This window comes from Paenibacillus pabuli NBRC 13638 (genome assembly GCF_001514495.1).
In the GTDB taxonomy this organism is placed as follows: domain Bacteria; phylum Bacillota; class Bacilli; order Paenibacillales; family Paenibacillaceae; genus Paenibacillus; species Paenibacillus pabuli.
This window is the reverse complement of record NZ_BCNM01000010.1, coordinates 167502-185133: the sequence shown is the minus strand read 5'-3', so window position 1 is coordinate 185133 and position 17632 is coordinate 167502. Positions and strand designations below refer to the sequence as shown.

16 protein-coding genes and 1 pseudogene are annotated in these 17632 nt (G+C 45.3%); all 17 read right to left on the bottom strand.

The genetic code is table 11. The annotated features are described in order from the left end of the window. Positions 1 to 11: 11 nt before the first annotated feature. The gene (cntA, locus tag PPA03S_RS15235) at positions 12 to 1628 is read right to left on the bottom strand and encodes a staphylopine-dependent metal ABC transporter substrate-binding lipoprotein (RefSeq protein WP_062324155.1); all 1617 of its coding nucleotides are present in this window, start codon (positions 1626 to 1628) and stop codon (positions 12 to 14) included. A 230-nt stretch (positions 1629 to 1858) separates the two neighbouring features. Continuing rightward, positions 1859 to 3160 carry an opine metallophore biosynthesis dehydrogenase gene (locus PPA03S_RS15230; RefSeq protein ID WP_062324154.1) on the bottom strand — a complete coding sequence of 434 codons (1302 nt, stop codon included), beginning with the start codon at positions 3158 to 3160 and terminating at the stop codon, positions 1859 to 1861. Positions 3161 to 3190: 30 nt separating this feature from the next. Then, complete coding sequence (locus PPA03S_RS15225) at positions 3191 to 3985, bottom strand: nicotianamine synthase family protein (RefSeq protein ID WP_062324153.1); 795 nt, start codon at positions 3983 to 3985, stop codon at positions 3191 to 3193. Positions 3986 to 4012: 27 nt separating this feature from the next. Beyond that, positions 4013 to 4846, bottom strand: coding sequence for a histidine racemase CntK family protein (locus PPA03S_RS15220; protein ID WP_062324152.1), 834 nt, complete (start codon positions 4844 to 4846; stop codon positions 4013 to 4015). Between the two features lie 454 nt (positions 4847 to 5300). Further along, positions 5301 to 6351 (bottom strand): annotated as a pseudogene (locus tag PPA03S_RS32045) (group II intron maturase-specific domain-containing protein). Then, complete coding sequence (locus tag PPA03S_RS32330; protein ID WP_082704172.1) at positions 6284 to 6469, bottom strand: aspartyl-phosphate phosphatase Spo0E family protein; 186 nt, start codon at positions 6467 to 6469, stop codon at positions 6284 to 6286. Before PPA03S_RS32330 ends, PPA03S_RS32045 begins: the two are co-directional and overlap by 68 nt. Before the next feature lie 133 nt (positions 6470 to 6602). Next, on the bottom strand, positions 6603 to 6746 hold the full coding sequence (locus PPA03S_RS32905) for a hypothetical protein (protein ID WP_157284179.1): 144 nt from the start codon (positions 6744 to 6746) through the stop codon (positions 6603 to 6605). Then, complete coding sequence (locus PPA03S_RS15205; RefSeq protein ID WP_157284177.1) at positions 6743 to 8116, bottom strand: helix-turn-helix domain-containing protein; 1374 nt, start codon at positions 8114 to 8116, stop codon at positions 6743 to 6745. Before PPA03S_RS15205 ends, PPA03S_RS32905 begins: the two co-directional genes overlap by 4 nt. Before the next feature lie 1167 nt (positions 8117 to 9283). After that, on the bottom strand, positions 9284 to 9769 hold the full coding sequence (locus PPA03S_RS15200) for a hypothetical protein (protein ID WP_062324149.1): 486 nt from the start codon (positions 9767 to 9769) through the stop codon (positions 9284 to 9286). A gap of 386 nt (positions 9770 to 10155) precedes the next feature. Then, on the bottom strand, positions 10156 to 10455 hold the full coding sequence (locus tag PPA03S_RS32900; protein ID WP_157284175.1) for a hypothetical protein: 300 nt from the start codon (positions 10453 to 10455) through the stop codon (positions 10156 to 10158). A gap of 317 nt (positions 10456 to 10772) precedes the next feature. After that, complete coding sequence (locus tag PPA03S_RS34380) at positions 10773 to 10973, bottom strand: sigma factor-like helix-turn-helix DNA-binding protein (protein ID WP_167666046.1); 201 nt, start codon at positions 10971 to 10973, stop codon at positions 10773 to 10775. A gap of 539 nt (positions 10974 to 11512) precedes the next feature. Continuing rightward, a complete protein-coding gene (locus PPA03S_RS15195) occupies positions 11513 to 12703 on the bottom strand; it encodes an amidohydrolase (RefSeq protein WP_062324219.1) in 1191 nt (396 codons plus the stop codon). A 137-nt stretch (positions 12704 to 12840) separates the two neighbouring features. Further along, entirely contained in the window at positions 12841 to 13902 is a 1062-nt protein-coding gene (locus PPA03S_RS15190) for an LLM class flavin-dependent oxidoreductase (protein WP_062324148.1), read from the bottom strand. Positions 13903 to 13969: 67 nt separating this feature from the next. Continuing rightward, positions 13970 to 14842 carry a LysR family transcriptional regulator gene (locus tag PPA03S_RS15185; protein ID WP_062324147.1) on the bottom strand — a complete coding sequence of 291 codons (873 nt, stop codon included), beginning with the start codon at positions 14840 to 14842 and terminating at the stop codon, positions 13970 to 13972. 272 nt (positions 14843 to 15114) lie between these two features. Further along, positions 15115 to 15663, bottom strand: coding sequence for an NADPH-dependent FMN reductase (gene ssuE, locus PPA03S_RS15180; RefSeq protein ID WP_062324146.1), 549 nt, complete (start codon positions 15661 to 15663; stop codon positions 15115 to 15117). Between the two features lie 24 nt (positions 15664 to 15687). Continuing rightward, entirely contained in the window at positions 15688 to 16605 is a 918-nt protein-coding gene (locus PPA03S_RS15175) for an ABC transporter permease (protein WP_082704170.1), read from the bottom strand. Between the two features lie 55 nt (positions 16606 to 16660). Beyond that, on the bottom strand, positions 16661 to 17593 hold the full coding sequence (locus tag PPA03S_RS15170) for an ABC transporter permease (protein ID WP_062324145.1): 933 nt from the start codon (positions 17591 to 17593) through the stop codon (positions 16661 to 16663). Positions 17594 to 17632: the final 39 nt, after the last annotated feature.

Genomic DNA, 17632 nt, shown 5'->3' with positions numbered 1-17632 from the left:
CCATCCCCGCTCTATTTAAATTTCATTTGCTCAAATGGCAATTCATATTGAGTCTGTTTGAATGAGATTCCGTCCAGATTTTTGGGAGCCACGACCGTAACCCGCCCATTGGTAATCGGAATAAACACAGCTTCATCATGGACCAATTTCATAATGTCGGCGTACAGGGATTGACGGGATGCTTCATCTGTAGAGACCATGACTTCATCAATTTTTTTATATAGTTCATCCGCCTGGGCAATGCCGCTTGTTGTATGTTTATAGGCAGAATCCGATGTAAACGCAGAGATGGTGCTCTGTGGATCGTACGCCAGTCCCCAGGTTTGATTAAACAGCAGATCATATTCCCCGGTTGCCCTTCTGTTCGCGATGGAAGTGGATTCCTCACCGACAATCTCCAGCTGAATGCCCAAATCTTTTAAGGCATGCTGGATCAATTCCGCCTGTGTTTTTTGCGAAGATGAATTGCTGTCATAATACAATGTCAGAGCTAATGACTGGCCATTCTTCGTTCTCACTGCCTTACCGTTTGTTAATGTCCAACCTGCCTTTTCCAGAAGCTCTTTTGCATTTTCGGGATTATACTCCCGCTTCTTCAATTCAACATGGGCATAGTTAACGTTGGTCGAGAATAAGGTGTCCGCTGCGGTCTGGGTTCCGTTAAAAATGTCATTGCTGATCGTTTCCCGATCAATCGCAACCCATATCGCTTCACGAACAGCCGTTTCGTGGACCGGGTTATCCACTTTGCTGCTATTGGCTACGATCATAGTCGTATTCATCGCTTCACTTCGGACCACTTGAAAATCACCCGAGTCAGCCAATTGATTCATGGCTTCAACATCAATGCTGTCGGCACCCCGATCATCGGTGAATACAAAGTTGATTTCGCCCTTCTGTAATGCCAGTAATGTCGTTTCCCCTGCCGGAAGAACCTTGGACGTGATTTTTTGGATCTCGGGTGTGCCGCCCCAGTAATCTTTATTGGCTTCGAACGTTGCATTCTGATCTATTTTATGTCCGGTGAGCTTGTAGGGTCCTGTACCGTCATAGCCACTCACCCCGTCTTTGGTACCCCCGTTCGTAAAATCTTTGGGTGATATAAATACATACGGTCTGGTCATGGACAGCTCCACCAAAGCTGGGTAATAGGGATCGGAAAGCACCAGTTCAAATGTGTATTCATCCAGGACTTTTGTGCTTACGATTTTGGTGGATAACTTAATCCAGGCATGTTTTTCGGCATTCGCCTGAACCGCATCGATATTTTGTTTGACCGCCTCGGCGTTAAACGGTTCACCATCATGGAATTTCACACCCTGTCGCAAATGGAACGTATACGTTTTCCCGTCTTCGGCAATATCCCAGGATTCTGCCAGCAATGGCTTGATTCCATCGACCGTGTTTTCAACCAGGGATTCGTAAACCATCCCTTGTGCGGGCATGGAACCGGTGTATAAATGAGGATTCATATCATTAATATCCTTGGCGGATGCATAAATGAGTTCAGACTTGACCTCGCTATTCGCAGACTCCGTTGTTGTCCCCTTATCCTGCCCACATCCAGCGAGCACGGTAATGACAGACAATAACAGCAGTATTAAACCCAAAGCACTACCCTTTTTCACAACATTTCCTCCTGATCATGAAAGATATATACAAGTAAAACCAATAACTTTACACTAGACCACTGCGCGGTCAGAACAACCTTCCGATCGCTGTTATCCCCAGATTTTTTTGATTCCCTTTTCCAAAGGGAAAATCCGGTGATAAAGGCGAACGCATGGCTTCTCCAGGTTTTTTCTGTCCTCTCCGTTATCGTGTAAATATGAGTTAAACTTGTATAGTTGAGCTGTAATTAGACCTCGGTGTTCGCCAGCCCTGTGCAGATCATCCGAATGTCTTCATTGAAGGATTGAACGACAAAGGCATCGGATAAATCCTGATCCGGGTGAGCGTGAGCGACTTCTTGAATCTTCGCCTCATAGGTGGCAATAAACCTATCGATGGTTGGGCAGCTTACCTGCAAATGTCTCGCAATGCCCTGAATGATTTTGACGCGGTAATAATCCTCCTTGGGCATTCTGGGAATGTCCAATGCTCCATCCTGATTGACAAACATCTTCCGGAAGGGAACAGCCGAAAAATCAAAATACTTGCCCTCCGGGTTAGGTTCCGAAAAGGGATCAATCAACAACGAGGTGTATCGTATGTATAATAAGTACTCTTGATGAATGTCCTGCAGCTGATTGAAATTCTCGATATCCTGGCGTGATAAGCTCTCCAATCGGACCGGATAATTATCATCTGTCATGAATTGCAGCAGATTGACACCCTGAATACGGAGCCGATCCGTGATCGTCATCATTTCGTTCCACTGCATCCGCATGTCCCGAATCAAATATTGGGTTACAGGACCTTCGGGGTAGATTTTATATACATATTTCCGAATGTCTGACGCTCCGAAGATGGCATCCAATGAGAAGTCATTCATGAACAGCGGCGGATGTACATATAAAGAAATATTTCTCGCTTCCGCCTCGATTGGAGATGGCATAACCTCCAGGGCAATGCCCAATTGCTCGTACATCTTGCACAGTCTGTCCACATGTTCAGAAGGAGTTGAGGTAGAACCGATATAGACCTTTTTCTTAACTCCAGTTGTGATGACATGATTGGACGGTTGGTCGTTCATCAGTCGGGTATCCCCCAAATAGGTAGAGAAGCTGATCACTTCCGTATCCGCGTGAAGCTTCCTCATATAATGGCTTACCAGCAGGTTGGATCCAAAGGTTGGGGAGACCAAAATAATGAATTTCACTTGTTTGATGAAGTCATTCTTCATTTGTTTCAATACATCGATATAAGCATCCGTTGTCACAGCGAAAATGATCGTATCCCATTCGCCTTCAATGGTCTCATATCCCTTAAACACCCGATCGATGAAGCATTCCCCTGCCAACGGTCGATGCTTTTCATTTTGAATGCTTGCTCCAATGAATCCATTACTTTGCCGAACTGCTTCAAAAAAAGATTCTGAACGCACCGATTCTCTTCCCGCTATGCCTACGGTGCAATGGAATTGCTTTTTGAGCGTTACTGCCAGCTGAATGGATGCAGGGCCAGTTCCGAGCAGCAGCACTCGTTGAAATCCGCTCATATGGACCTCTCTTTCCCAAGCTCAAGCGAGCTATGCTTTTTGGTATAATGCAATATCGAACACATCATCCGGACGCAGAATATTGTCGACCATGTTCCACTTGCTGCTGTCAGTCTCTTTCATCGGATAGTTAAATAACGACTTTAACTGGTTACCGTACCTCATCGCCACTACCACATGTTCATTCGTCAATGCATGCAATTGATCGAGCAGATCATACTTATTGGCAACCGTGGAACTGAAAATGATATGTGTTGCTTTTCTCGTAAAAGCAAGGTCCTGCGCCAATGTTTGCTCCAAATGAATGTTCAAGCCCGCACCCAGCTTCTCCACAACCTTCTGCCCGAGTGTAATGGCTTCTGCGTCAATATCGATGCCAACCACCTCTGCCCCTGTTCGCTTGGCGATAAACAAAGGCGTCATGGGAAATGACCCGGAGCCTACCAGCAGTACTTTGGAATCCGAGGTGACATGAAAGCTGCCAAACTCTTTTTCAATACATTCTTCTATGTTTCTGAAATACTCCGCGATTTCCACATGTCCGTCTTGCAGCTTCAATGCCCGATATTTCTCCATAACCGCCACACACCGTGCAGATTTGTCTCGCAAATCAAGGACTAGTTGATGCATGCCGACTGATTCCTGCTGATCGAGCTGTTCCCAGATTCGTTCATTTTGCTTGTCTGTTATAAACGTGGAATAGTCATCAATTAAAGCCTCCAGCTCTGAGCTGTGCTGAACCGTATGGTCATATCGGCCTGCCAGCTCATCGAATTTCCCGGAAAATTCACTCAAGCATGTTTGAAAATCAATCAATGTCTCCATTCCTCTTCCTCCTATAACTCGTCATGGTCATGCATCTATAAATGCTGTGCCTTGGGCCACGATGCCAACCGATCCTTCGATTGTAATTCGTTCAAGCTCTGCTCCATTCCACTCAGCCATCACTTTAATCGCACCACCAGGCTGCTTGATATGCTGAACGATTTCCTTTTGCCTGCTCCATGCCAGATAGGCTCCCACCGAGGCTGTACCCGAACCGCACCCCCTTTCCCAGATCAGACTATCCAGCTGTGGGACAAATATGAGCGGTGCCAGCTCCTCCGATTGGGAGTTGTATAATAAAATGCCAATCAGCTTATCCCCCAAGGTTAAGCCTAGTAATCGCGCCAGCGCTTGTGCCCTCTTTCTCATCGTTTCATCAAACGCTTCCACTTCGATGACGATATGGATGAACTCCCGATACCGCACGATCACCATATCCATATCGATTCCCTCATACTTGACGGTTCGTTGTTCAATCCGCTCAGGCATGGGCATCGTGACTTGGCAAAAATATTCATTCTGCTCCTGCTTCACCTGACACCTGATTAATTGATCCGTCCCGGAAACCTCCAAGACGATTTCTGTGAAATCAGTGGATTTCAACTCGTTCTCGGACGCGATATATGCAGCCAGGGCCATGCAGGCATTGCCGCAGAACTCTCCACCGGCCATTTCCAAATGGGCAGCCGCCTCCGGCTTTATCGCTCCGCCAATGAACCCCACTTGTTCGGCATATACATTGTCATAGGACATAATTTGGGCGGCAATGTGTGGATATGTCTCAGCTGGATGATTCGTCTTCACCAGAACCGTCATATTTTGCGTGGGATTAAACTTGATAAAATCAATCTCCTGTTTCATCGCAGCCGCTACTCCTATTCTTGTGATGGAATTAAGCCTGAGCTCACTTAGCTATATTTGATTAATAGTAATTATTACGATTAACAGTCGAGAAAAATATAGCACATCCCATTTGAAGGCGTCAACAAATATTTCCATATCAAAAAAAGAGCGTTATGACTGTCATTTTAGGTCCAAACTGGAACAGAGCTGACGCATTTGCGTCAACCCTAATTAGTCCAACGTTTGCTATTAGAGGTACATCAACGACGACTAAAAGGCATCACGGATGCCAGCCATGCTTTTGCATATTCATTCTTGGCATCCGATCAGTGGGTATCCCCCAATGCAGCCAATGGTTCAGCTGAACCACAACTGTTAAATTAAAAATACGGAATCGAGTAGGAAGGAGCGGCTAGCCCCTGTCCTCTCACACCACCTAGCATGCGGGTCCGCACTAGGCGGTTCCGGAAGGTTAACAAAGCTCCAAATAACGAGAAAGTAAACTCTTCAGCCCTTTCGCCTTCCAATAGGAAGTCAGAAGGGCATTATTTATGTTTCGGGACATTTCCCATGGGTCTTTGCGGGAATTAGCCATGACAAAGCTGGCCCACTCCGGGACGCCCAAAGCCCGGAGTTCACGAATGCGTGTGCGGACTCGTTTCCACTGTTTCCATAGGTACATTCGCAGTCTTCTTCGAATCCATTGGTCCAATCTTTCGCAGTGGCCTTTGGCAGACGCGATCTTGAAATAACCCATCCAACCCATGAGGTATCGGTTCAGTTTCGAGATACGCTCTTCCATCGACATGGGCCGGGATCGTTTCGTTATTTCCCGTACTTTCTCCTTCAATCCAGAGATCGTTTTAGAGGCTAGGCGAATCGTCGCCTGTTTGTTCGACAAGAAGCTAAAGCCAAGGAATTTGCGGTTCCATGGCCGCGCTACTGCACTTTTATCCCGATTCACTTTCAGTTTTAACTTTCCTTCCACAAATCGAGTCACCGATTTCATGACACGCTCACCTGCTCGTTTAATTGCGACGAAAATGGTACAGTCATCTGCATAGCGAACGAATCGCAAGCCTCGCTGGGTTAGTTCTTTATCCAGGTCATCCAGCAGAATGTTTGCGAGCAGCGGACTGAGTGGGCCGCCTTGCGGGGTTCCTTTATCCGTCCAAATGAGCGTCGAACATCGGATTCATCACTTGTAAAAGCGCTTGCTGGAGTAGACGGTCCATCACGGTCGGGATGCCTAGCATCCGCTTGCCGCCTCCGGGTTTGGGGATTTTCACCCGTTTGACTGGCATGGGTCTGTAGGTTCCCTCGCAGAGTTCGACTTTCACCGTACCCCAGTATGTTTTCAGATAAGCTTGTAGCTCAGCTACCGTTACTCCGTCCACACCGGGGGCTCCTCCGTTTTGGACCACACGTTGATATGCAGCTCTGAGGTTGTTTCCCTCAAGCATTTGCTCCAGCAGGGTGCCTACTACTTTTAGACTTATTATTGTATTCGTTAATGATTCCATCCAAATGTTGAGACTGCTTGATCACTGATGGATGACCTAAGCCATGATCTTCGATAAGATTATGTAACTTTTGTCTCTCTTCTTCTAGTTTTATATTTAAAATAGAACGATTATTCACAGTACCACGCTCCTATACTGTTATATATTATCTTTTTATGTAAAAAGTTAGAGAAAATAATGAACATCATATTTCTTGCTAAAACAGAAAAGGGCACCCATTGGGTGCCCTATGACTTTTTTAAATTTCATAGTTACCAGCCGCCTGAACCATGGCTACTCGGTGAAAATAGCGGTTTCGGTACAGGTGGTATTTCTCCAGATGCAAACGCACTTAAAGGTACTAAAGTAATTACTAGACTCAAAATCAACATAACTAAAGACAACTTTTTCTTCATGTTAAAACCTCCTCGTAAATCGTCATGATTGTCGTATATCTTTTTAAAGATGTTTCATCGATAAAATGACGAAACTTCTCAACCATGCATGTACACCTCACTATGCATGCGGTATTGTTAATTTTAGCTGATATTGCCAAACTCTCGAGGACGTAATTAATTCCAATACTATATTCATCTTTTCTAGTGTAGTAAGCGCCCACATCGGCTAAAAAATTTGCTAATCCATCGGCTATAATTTCAGTGGTGTATGTTCCCACGTGACTATTTTCCACAATTTGATTCGATATTACATGTTCAAAACGCTGCAGAATGCTATCTATATTAATTTTATACATTTCAGCAGCTTTCACAATTTTGAAGAGAGCTCGTAGTATTTCATTTTCATTTGATGAGATATATTTAACATACTCATCAAGTACACTCACTTCTCCCGACATAAGCCTATACATGTATCTGTTAGCTTTCGCCCACTCTGCAAATTGCTTTTTCGTTGCCTCAGCAAAATCATCTGTCTCAACAATCCAATCGTGAACCTCATATTGAGAAACATATTTTAAGGCATTTTCAAAATCATTCTTTTCTTCTGAAATCGTACCTAAAATTAGATTAGAATAAAGAATATAACCAAATAGTGGCTTTGCTGGTTTAGTTGATTTTTGATTTTTATGATTCTTTTTATACTTTTGTTCATAGAGATTATTTGCTATTCGACCCATTTCTTCCGCTAAGGATTTTGCTTTATCCCATCTGTGTAAAGACATGAGGAGATTTATGAGGTCCTTTAATGCATCCAATTGCTCTGCCTCGCCCAACCTTTTTATAAACGGTTCAAACAGGGCAGCGCATTCCAAATTGATCTCTTGATTATCAGTTAATGAATTTTTAAATATTCTGTATTGGCAAGTCGCTAAACGCTCAGCATGTTGGAAGCGCTCACTTTCTGCAACCTTCTTATATATAATCAAAGCAGCCTCATGGTAGTTCTTGTTATTCAGTATTTCAGCCACATCAAATAGCATAGGTGAGTAATTTAGATTGTCCATCACTATACCAACCAACTGATCAAGACAATCAAGTTTATTTAGTTCAGCACATCTATTAATTAAAGGTTTACACCTTCTCCAATCCGCTGAACTCTCATTAAAACATTCATATATATATATTTCATATAATGCTCCAGGCTCTAAATTCATAGCTTCAGTAATTCGATCTAGTGTCCGAACAGGAACCTGAATAACTCCGTTTATAATTTTGCTGAGTGTACCTGGATTAATCCCTGCTCTCTCAGCAAAATGAGAGATGATTATTTGATTATCTTTTATGTAATTATACAACTCTGATCGGATCGTCTTAGTTGAAAACTCCAAAATACCACCCTCCAAATCAAAAACCCAATATTTTCAATATAACCGCTTATTTAGAAATATAATGTAAAAGTTAACCAGCGGTCAATAGATCAGAATCATTTTTTTGTTTTCTATACAAAAAAAACCAGCTAATTAAAGCAGGCCCTTTACCTGGTACTATGTCTTCATCGACGGAGAAGGAAGTTTAAAACCGGTCCCATACGATCTCGCCCTAGTTTTTGATAGTTATTTACCTTAGAAGTCCCTCAACTGGGATTCACTTTAAGATTACGATAAACTTAAAATTAAATTTTTGTATGTGTAGCACAAAGGCTACTCTCCTTTTAAGAAGGGAGTAGCCTTTAAACTAGCAACTTTTACATTATTATTGTATGCCAATAATCTGCTAGTTATACCTGATTTTAATCCTAAATTTTCAACTTATAAAGCAATAGATCAAAGTAATCGAGAAGCTTAAAACCAGAAGTTCTAGATCGTGAGGTTTAAGACACCTACATAGATTGGCTGCTGGGTGAATGACTAGGTCCAAAATCTTTTCACCAGCAAGTCTGCAATCTAATAAAGTGGAAATTCTCATCGCCCTTAGCTCATTTAGTTTTTCGATGAGAATATGATCTAAATCCTTTGTGTTCGTTCGTATAAAATCCAATTATCATCTCTTTCGCCACGTTTGTATTATGAATGTGTCTATCAATTTACTAACAGTTTGCCGTTTTTTTTCTACTTATTTTATCAGTTGAAAACGTGATATACCTACTGTTCGCTGAAGATTTTCACTTTTCGGAATGAATTATGATACCTATCCACAATTGTCCTTAACTTGAGATTAACAGAAGCAACTTACTTCCAGCCCAAAGTAAATAACCAGCTTGAGTGATGATATACATTGAGCGCTCCACACCTGTTAATGGCCTTTGTCTTTTGATTCTTTTTAAGTGTAGGAAATAAAAAAAGGAACCAACAAGTAAAAAAACCACTCCCAAATCATTAAGTGTGCTTAACATGAGTATCCTAATCAACTCCTTCCCTCTCTTCCTGGTTACATTAACGATCACCAGGAAATCAACAGCTTCAATCACCCTCATTTTACATTATATACAATTTTAAGGAAACAAAAAAATCCCTTTTGTATGCCGCAACATACAAAAGGGATCTGGACAGATCAGTTTAGCCTGCTGGTGCAGCTCCACATGTTAAGCCAAATACAAAAATGGCGACTGGACTTAAAATGACACCACCAATTGCTAAAACTCCAGCAGCAGCAGCCCACTGCTTTGCCTCGACATAACCCAAAAATTCTTTTAGGAGATCGTCGCTAATTCCTACTGCATCTTGCCAGCATCTCTGCCACGCATTGCTTTGAATCGTGACACTGTTCTCATTATTAATGTATTGAATCATGGCACGTACGCCTTGCTTTTCCTCTTGGTTAAACGTGGATTTCGCTAATGCTTGCTCGTCAATAATATATAGACCACGTGCTTCATCCTTATGAGCAATGTTCTCAAAAATATACTCTAATTCAGCAGCCCACGCACGAAGTTCTTGATTAGAAACATTTTTCTGTTTTGCTGCTGCATGAGATGCAGGAGCAAGGATAGTTCCTACCGCTAATACAAAGATGAATGTAAATGCGTAGAATTTCTTTAACATATACAAATTCCTCCCTTGTGAGTGTTAGGTTCTTTTCATTCGTTAAAACAGAAAAACTATTAACTCCCTATACGCATCGCCTCCAATATTCGTCTAACACCCAATTGAGGTATGTCTCAGGAGTAACAATTACAATTATACCAATATTTCACATCTATAAGCAAGATAAAATAGTAATTTTTATAATATATAACTCTCTTTAACATTAAGTTTATATCTTTAGTAATTTCAATTCGCCATCGAGAACGGCCATCGCCGTCTTGAGTGTGTTTGCTGCCTAATTAGGAAACCCACGCAAGACCTCTCACTTTATCTTGCAAGGAAAAAAGCTAGCTAGTTTCATTCCTCACTAACCACACCATTGAAGAATGCTCTGTAAATTCAAATTAATATGGATAAGGATCATAAATCTTACTACTATCAGGATGTTCATGAGAAACAATATCGTCTGAAGAAAGTATTATGTAAATCATGAAAGATAAATGATTAAGTGATTCTTTGTTACTTGAACTATCTATTATATTTTCTTGATAAGGCTGTCCTATAACACCATCTAGAGGAACATCACAAGCAAAAATAGTTGGTTTTCCATTCTTTTTTAACTCATCTCTCAGATAAAACTGTGTTAAAACAGAATTAATGAACTCACTACAAATAGAGTAGATAATGCCCTGATCTTTTAACAATTTCTTCTTTTGTAATAGCGAACCATACCCGATTTGGCTCGGTCCATAATTGATTGAAAGTACTCATAATTTTTTCTTCACTGATATATTTTTTTGACTTTAAGGTTGTTTGAATTTGCTCGTATGCCCTTTCTTTTGTTAAGGGTGTAATCCTTCTGTTTAATAGCTATTTAGACTGTTTGTTCTACATCCATGGAATGCTCTAATGTGCGTGAAATTTTTGAAAATATCGATACCAGTATAATCCTCGCCTTCATGATAAACAAAAACTTGTTTCATAAGATGAATCTCCTTATTTTTTGTATTTTTCTAGCACGTCAAAGTAGTTTTTTTAGCTGGGATACGCGGCCTTGACTGATACCCATTCTCTCAGCAGTTTCTTGTTGTGAAAGATAAGGATGATGTTCAATAATTTCTTTTAACTGTATAAGTTTACTGGCAGTTTTTTTAATGAGTTTAGAGTATTTGTCCTTCTTTATATTTTTTGTTTCGTAATTTGATCCATTGTTTTCATACAAATTATGGCTGGAATGCTTTGAAGATGCGGATGACTTTACTGGCTGAAGGGGGAATTGTTGAGGATTGTCAGATGGTTGCTTTAATTCTTGTGCACACGCCGGGCAAATGAATTGCTCCTTATGTTACGGTTACGAAGGTACTTCGCATTTTTTTCTCCCGCAGGCCTCTCCAGATAAGAACGTCATCTACCCGCCCGCGACCACCTAAGTTTACAGCGCCAGCCCTTGGCGGCTTAGGATTTCGTCTTGTATTGGAGACTCATCCGACGGGTACTGCCTCAAATTAGGTTCGTGTACCTTGGCCCGTGCATTTGCCTCAGCTTCCTTCAGATTCGGCCTCGCGGCCGACACCCTTGCCCTTGGCTACGGTAGGCGCTGGCCAGCCCCCGTTCGGGACTTTCATCCTAAAGATGACGCCCATGCTGGGCGTACAACAACAAAAAAGGTCACCTGTTTGAGGTCACCGTTTTTTGCGTCCATTGCTATTGTATTACCTTATTAATTATTCATTATTCGCGCATTTACGTAGCAGTTATCGCTTATTCTCCGTTTGACTGCAACTTTTGCAGTGCCTGTTCAGCCAGCGCTGCCAGAAGATGTGCGCCAAGCGGCAGCGCCCGTTCGTCCACATCGAATGCAGGATGATGCCATTCGTGCGGACCTGACGTTCCGAGGAAGAGGAACAGACCCGGAACCTCCTTTTGGTAAAAGGAAAAATCTTCGCCCGCCGGGGAAGGTATCGGTCTGATACTGTTCAGCCCAATCTCGCTCGCGACCTGCTCTGCCGCAGCAGCCAATGACGCATCATTGACCACGGCGGGTGGTCCCTGAATCCAGCGTACGGTAGCCTGTGTCCCGTAGGCTGCTGCGACACCGGCAACCACCTGGTTGAAACGCTCGCGAATCCGGGCACGAACCTTCTCGTCAAAGGTACGCACAGTACCGTCCAATATGGCTTCTTCCGGAATGACGTTCCAGGCGGTGCCGCTGTGAATTTTGGTCACACTGATCACGGCACTCTCCTGTGCTCCGACATTCCGACTCACGATGGCCTGTAATGCAGTCACAATATGAGATGCAACCACTATCGGGTCAATACCTGCTTCCGGTACTGCCGCATGGGTTCCCACACCCTCGACTTTAACGACAAAACCATCTGCCGCTGCGAGCAGCGCTCCTTCACGGATACCTACCGTACCGACCTGCAGATCCGGTTTGTTATGCAAGCCATAAATAGCCTGCACATCGGACAGCGCTCCACTCTGAATAACCTGCCGTGCACCCGTCGCCTTCTCCTCCGAAGGCTGGAAAATCAAACGAACCTTGCCCGGCAGCCGGGATTCACGCTGTTTCAACAATCGTGCGGCACCGATCAGAATAGCGGTGTGTGCATCATGACCGCAAGCATGCATTCGACCAGCAACTTGTGACGCATACTCCAGCTTCGTTTCTTCCTGGATTGGCAGGGCATCAATATCTGCGCGCAAAGCCACTACGGGGCCATCGCCCTTGCCTATTTCAGCGATAATGCCCGTTCGCAGCGAATATTCATCTGCAATCCGTGCCCCTTCCTCTACCAGCCAGCCCCGAATGGCTTCTGTCGTTTCGCGTTCCTCTCCAGATAGCTCGGGGTTACGATGCAAATGTCGCCGAATCGCCGTTAAGCGCTCTGCGAATTCTTCATCCTGCCCAACGTCAAGTTCATGCTTGTGGCCCTGTTCTTCTTGCACTGCCTGCTGCTCAGGCTGTTTCAGATCACTGCTCACGACATTGCCTCCTTTTATTATCGTATGGTCCCATGTAAGATGGATTAATATATTACACGGGAACTTCACTTCAACAGGTATGCTCTATACCATGTATATGTTTAACCGATCACCGCTTGCGCAGGTGTCGATTCATTCGCAAATTCGCCAAGTCCCTGCTCATCCAGCAGCTCACGCAATAATTCGAATGAACGAATACGCTTGGCAAAATCACGTGTGGCTGTAGTAACCATCAGTTCATCCACGGCAAAATCCTGCTGGAACCTCGCCAGAGCATGACCGACCGTTTCCTTCGTACCTCTCGTCACACTTGGCTCCAGAATCTCGATCCGATACTTCTCGTTCGATTGCCGTCCGAATTCTTCTGCCTGCTCGACAGAACCAACCGTCAATACCTTGCCATTCTCCAGATGGATCTTGACCAGCATATGTTCGCTTGCCAGCCCTTCAGCTTCTTCCGCACTCTCCGCCACAATCAATGATATAGCGAGAATGGCATACGGCTCCCGCCCATGTGAGCGGTCGAACTGTTCCCTGTAAATACGCAGAGCCTCCAGAGCAATCTCCGTGTTGCTATTAATAAACAATGAAAATACATAAGGCAGCCCCAGTTCTGCCGCCATGCCTGCGCTATCGACACTTGCCCCAAGCACATAAAGCTCGGCCGGAATTTCGGATACAGGTGCAGCGCTTAAGCCTGCCAAAGGATGTGTTTCATCTTCATGCGGTTCATTATGGATGAACTGCTTCACCTGATTAATTTTATCCTTAAGTGAAGCGGCCTCCTGAATCCCTTGTTGTAGTGCCTGTGTGGAGCGGGGCAATCCCCCCGGCGCACGTCCAATACCGAGATCGATTCTTCCCGGACCAAGCGCAGAGAGCACATTGAAGTTCTCGGCCACTTTGTAGGGACTATAGTGTTGAAGCATTACCCCGCCAGAACCGAGACGAATCCACTCCGTATGCGCCAGCAAGTGGGATATGAGCACTTCCGGTGAGGAGCCCGCAACATGGCCTGAATCATGATGTTCCGATACCCAGAACCGATGAAATCCAAGCTGTTCAGCCCGTTGTACCAATTCAATCGTATGCCGAAAAGCATCAATCGGCGTCTCTCCTTCATAGATCGGGGTTTGATCCAATATGCCAACACGAATACCCATCCTATTCTCCTCCTTCGATCATGCCGAACCTGACTTATTAAATCCTTCCTGCTTCCTTAATGACGCTCTATAGCTGCCGCAGCAGTTCCCCGAAAGGCTCTGCAAAAGGCGAATGTTCTTCTTTTAACGTAACGACGCTGATCTGCAACGATACACCTGCAACCTCGTGCACCTGAATGGGGAACAGTTCCTGCTCCCGCACTTCCTTTTGCACGGTTAACCCAGGCAGAAAAGCGATGCCTGCCCCCTGCATAACCAGTTTCTTCGCCGTTTCCGAATGATCGACATGATATGTAATATCCGGCGGATGTTCCAGCGAGTCAAAGGCCCGGTGAATGCGCAGCCAGTCCAGTGAACCACATTCAAAAAAGACCAGTCGCTCATTCCGAATTGCTTCCATACTGACATGCCCACGTTCTATAAACGGGTGTCCTTTGTAAACGTAAAGTTGAATGGGATCTTCATAAAAAGCAACCGTGCGGATCGCCGGATGCATGACTTTGCGTACAAACGCCAGATCAATCTCTTGACTGAGCAGCTTGGCGACCAATTGGTCTGTCGTTGCTGTCGTCAGCTTCACGCTGACCTCAGGATAAGCTTCCTTAATTTTGGGCAGAAAGTCTGGAATGACATAGTTGGATACGGATACCGTACTTCCAAGTCGCAGTGCGTCGGGCGTCGTACGGCGTTGCTGGATCTTCTGTCTTCCCTTCTGAATCACTTGCAGCACCTGCTGGGCGTAGGGAAGGAATTTTCTCCCTTCTTCCGTGAGCACAATCTGTTTGCCCAGACGGTCAAACAATTTGCAGCCGAGTTCACGTTCAAGGGACTGAATACGAGCGGTGACAGAAGGTTGGGACAAAAAGAGTACCTCGGCAGCCTTATTGAAGCTTCCGTAATGATTGATGTATACAAATGCTTCAATGTTCTCAATATTCATAAGCGCCCCCCGAATTACAAATTGAACGAAGAAGATTTACACTTGCCACTCCGATGACAGAACAACCTTCCGATCGCTGTTACCCCCAGATTTTTTTGATTCCCTTTTTCTAAGGTGAAAATCCGGGGATAAAGGCGAAGCGTATGCTTCCGATGCAGCTTTCTTTCAGAAAGCTTTTAGCTCCGCTTCTTCAGGTTTTTTCTGTCCTCTACGTTCTTGTGTAACTGTTTGGTTCAATTTTATATCTATTTATCCAATGAATTTACTTGGTTTTATGATATCGTAATACCATTCTTTTCCAGAGTCAATATCAATTCTTCCAGGGAACGATCCAATCGTGTAGTGATATCCCCTGAAAGCACATACTTTCCGTCATCAAGTCGGTCAATTCCCTGATCCACCGCGTAAACTCCGCCGAGAATATGTCTGCCGCCAAGTGCTGCCAGAACAGGCTTCAATGCATAATCGATCGCAAGCAGATGGGCGATCGAACCGCCAATGACTAATGGAAGGGACAGCTTACCCCGCAGTCCTTCCTGTGGAATCAGATCCAGGAACAGCTTCAGCACGCCTGAGTACGATGCTTTGTATACCGGTGTAGCCACGATGACTGCATCTGCGGCTTCGACAACAGCCAGCGCATCCCGAATGAACGAGCTATCGAACCTGGCCTGCACCAGATCTTCCGCTGGCAGGTCCGCTACATGAATTACCTCCACGGTAATGCCTGCCTCTCTTAATTTATTGCTGCTGTAATCCGTAAGGCCTGTCAAACGCGAACGTTTGGAAGGCGATCCGGCAATAATAACGACATGTGACATCATGATTCCTCCTTGGCATAGCGGTCAAGCCGCTCCTTTTACTTTGGGGTCCAACCGGTCGCGAATATCGTCTCCAATCAGATTAACCGCCAGCACAAACATGGTAATTGCGAGTCCCGGGAAGGTACAGATCCACCAGGCAACCGTCAGATAACCTCTCCCTTGCGAGAGCAATGCTCCCCAGTCCGGAATTTCCTTCAACACGCCAAGTCCGAGAAAGCTGAGCCCGGAGCCTGTCAGAATGGAGGTACCCACGCCCAGCGTCCCCATAACGAGCAACGGTGACAACGAATGAGGCAGTACATGCTTCCAGAAAATACGGGCATTGGAGCCCCCAAGTGAACGTGTAGCTGTAATGAAAGGCAAACCTTTAACGGACATGACCTGCCCACGCATCACCCGTGCGTACCCCGGAATAGAGGATACCGCAACAGCCAGTGCAATGTTAAGCAGACCAGGTCCCAATGCTGCCGCAACGGATAATGCCAGCAACACGCCAGGAACAGCCATCAGAATATCGACTGCCCGCATGGTGATGGTGTCCAAAACACCTCCTGCATAGCCAGCAATAATGCCAAGGGCACTACCCACAAGTCCCCCTACCAGCACCGAGGCAAATCCAATCAGCAGTGAATCCCTGCTGCCATGTACAACCACACTGAAGATATCCCTGCCAAAATAATCGGTCCCAAATAAGTGCGCAGCAGAGGGAGCCTGCAGGATAGCGTCCGTCATCATCTGAGTTGGATCATAAGGAGCAATCCAGCCCGGCACGATTGCACAAGTGACGGTAAATACCACCACCAGCACAGCTGCATAAAAGAATAAACGGGATACCGCGAATGATACGCGGTAACGCAGGGGACGGCGACTCCAGAGGCGTAAACGTCCTGTTCTGGCCGTCCAACTTTTTTTATCACCCACCAATGGTTTCATGCTCATAAGACTCCTCCTTCCTCACTACGCGTTCAGATGTTTCAGACCGTTCCATCCGTCCTCATGTTCGGACTGCACGCCTAACCCGGGGATCAATATACGCATAAGAGATATCCACAAGTAGATTCAACACGACATAGATAATCGCTGTAAAAAAAACTACGCCCTGCACGACGGGCAGGTCTTTGGCCATCAATGCATCCGCGATGATTCTGCCGATCCCCTGTCTGGAGAAGACCGTCTCCACCACGACGGTTCCTGCAAGCAAATCACCAATCAACATGCCGATGACCGTTACAGCAGGAATCAGTGCATTACGCAGCGCATGACCGTACATGATGGTCCGCTGTGAAAGACCTTTTGCTCGTAATGCCACGATAAACGGTTCGTTCACCACTTCCAGCATGCTGTTACGCACCATACGTACGATGAACCCCGCACCGACGAGACCCAGTGTTGCAGCAGGAAGCACCAATGAACTGAATCCGTCGGAACCCATTGCCGGAAACCATCCGAGCTGAACCGAGAACAACAGGATCAACAGAATGCCGGTCCAGAAGGTCGGCATGGAGATGCCAAACAATCCAACGAGCCGGGCGATAAAATCAATCACGCCATTACGATGAATGGCAGACAGTACGCCGAGCGTAATGCCAATGGTTATTGCTATGATTGAGCTGAGCGCGGTCAGCGCCAGTGTGGCAGGGAAATGTTCCAATATTTTGGGCAGCACCGGGTCGGAATTAATCATGGATTTGCCGAAATCCCCGCGCAGCATGTCTCCGAAATAGTTGGCAAACTGGATGTAAAACGGCTGATCCAGACCAAGCTGAACCCGCAGGTTCTGAATCATCTCGGGTGTTGCCGATGACGGGTCCAGCATAAGCAGGACCGGATCACCCGGCAGCAGATACATGATGCAGTACACCAACACCGAAGCTCCCAAAATAACCAGAAGCGATGTAGCAAGTCTTGTCAGTATCGTTTGAACCATACCGGGTCGTCTCCTTCCTGTTGCATAATTCACGTTTCG

Excerpts from the sequence above, each read along its gene's own strand:
- PPA03S_RS15230 (WP_062324154.1), bottom strand. The coding sequence starts at position 3,160 with ATGAGCGGATTTCAACGAGTGCTGCTGCTCGGAACTGGCCCTGCATCC.
- PPA03S_RS15225 (WP_062324153.1), bottom strand. The coding sequence starts at position 3,985 with ATGGAGACATTGATTGATTTTCAAACATGCTTGAGTGAATTTTCCGGG.
- PPA03S_RS15220 (WP_062324152.1), bottom strand. The coding sequence starts at position 4,846 with ATGAAACAGGAGATTGATTTTATCAAGTTTAATCCCACGCAAAATATG.
- PPA03S_RS32905 (WP_157284179.1), bottom strand. The coding sequence starts at position 6,746 with ATGAAGAAAAAGTTGTCTTTAGTTATGTTGATTTTGAGTCTAGTAATT.
- PPA03S_RS15200 (WP_062324149.1), bottom strand. The coding sequence starts at position 9,769 with ATGTTAAAGAAATTCTACGCATTTACATTCATCTTTGTATTAGCGGTA.
- PPA03S_RS15190 (WP_062324148.1), bottom strand. The coding sequence starts at position 13,902 with ATGGGTATTCGTGTTGGCATATTGGATCAAACCCCGATCTATGAAGGA.
- PPA03S_RS15185 (WP_062324147.1), bottom strand. The coding sequence starts at position 14,842 with ATGAATATTGAGAACATTGAAGCATTTGTATACATCAATCATTACGGA.
- ssuE (WP_062324146.1), bottom strand. The coding sequence starts at position 15,663 with ATGTCACATGTCGTTATTATTGCCGGATCGCCTTCCAAACGTTCGCGT.
- PPA03S_RS15175 (WP_082704170.1), bottom strand. The coding sequence starts at position 16,605 with ATGAGCATGAAACCATTGGTGGGTGATAAAAAAAGTTGGACGGCCAGA.
- PPA03S_RS15170 (WP_062324145.1), bottom strand. The coding sequence starts at position 17,593 with ATGGTTCAAACGATACTGACAAGACTTGCTACATCGCTTCTGGTTATT.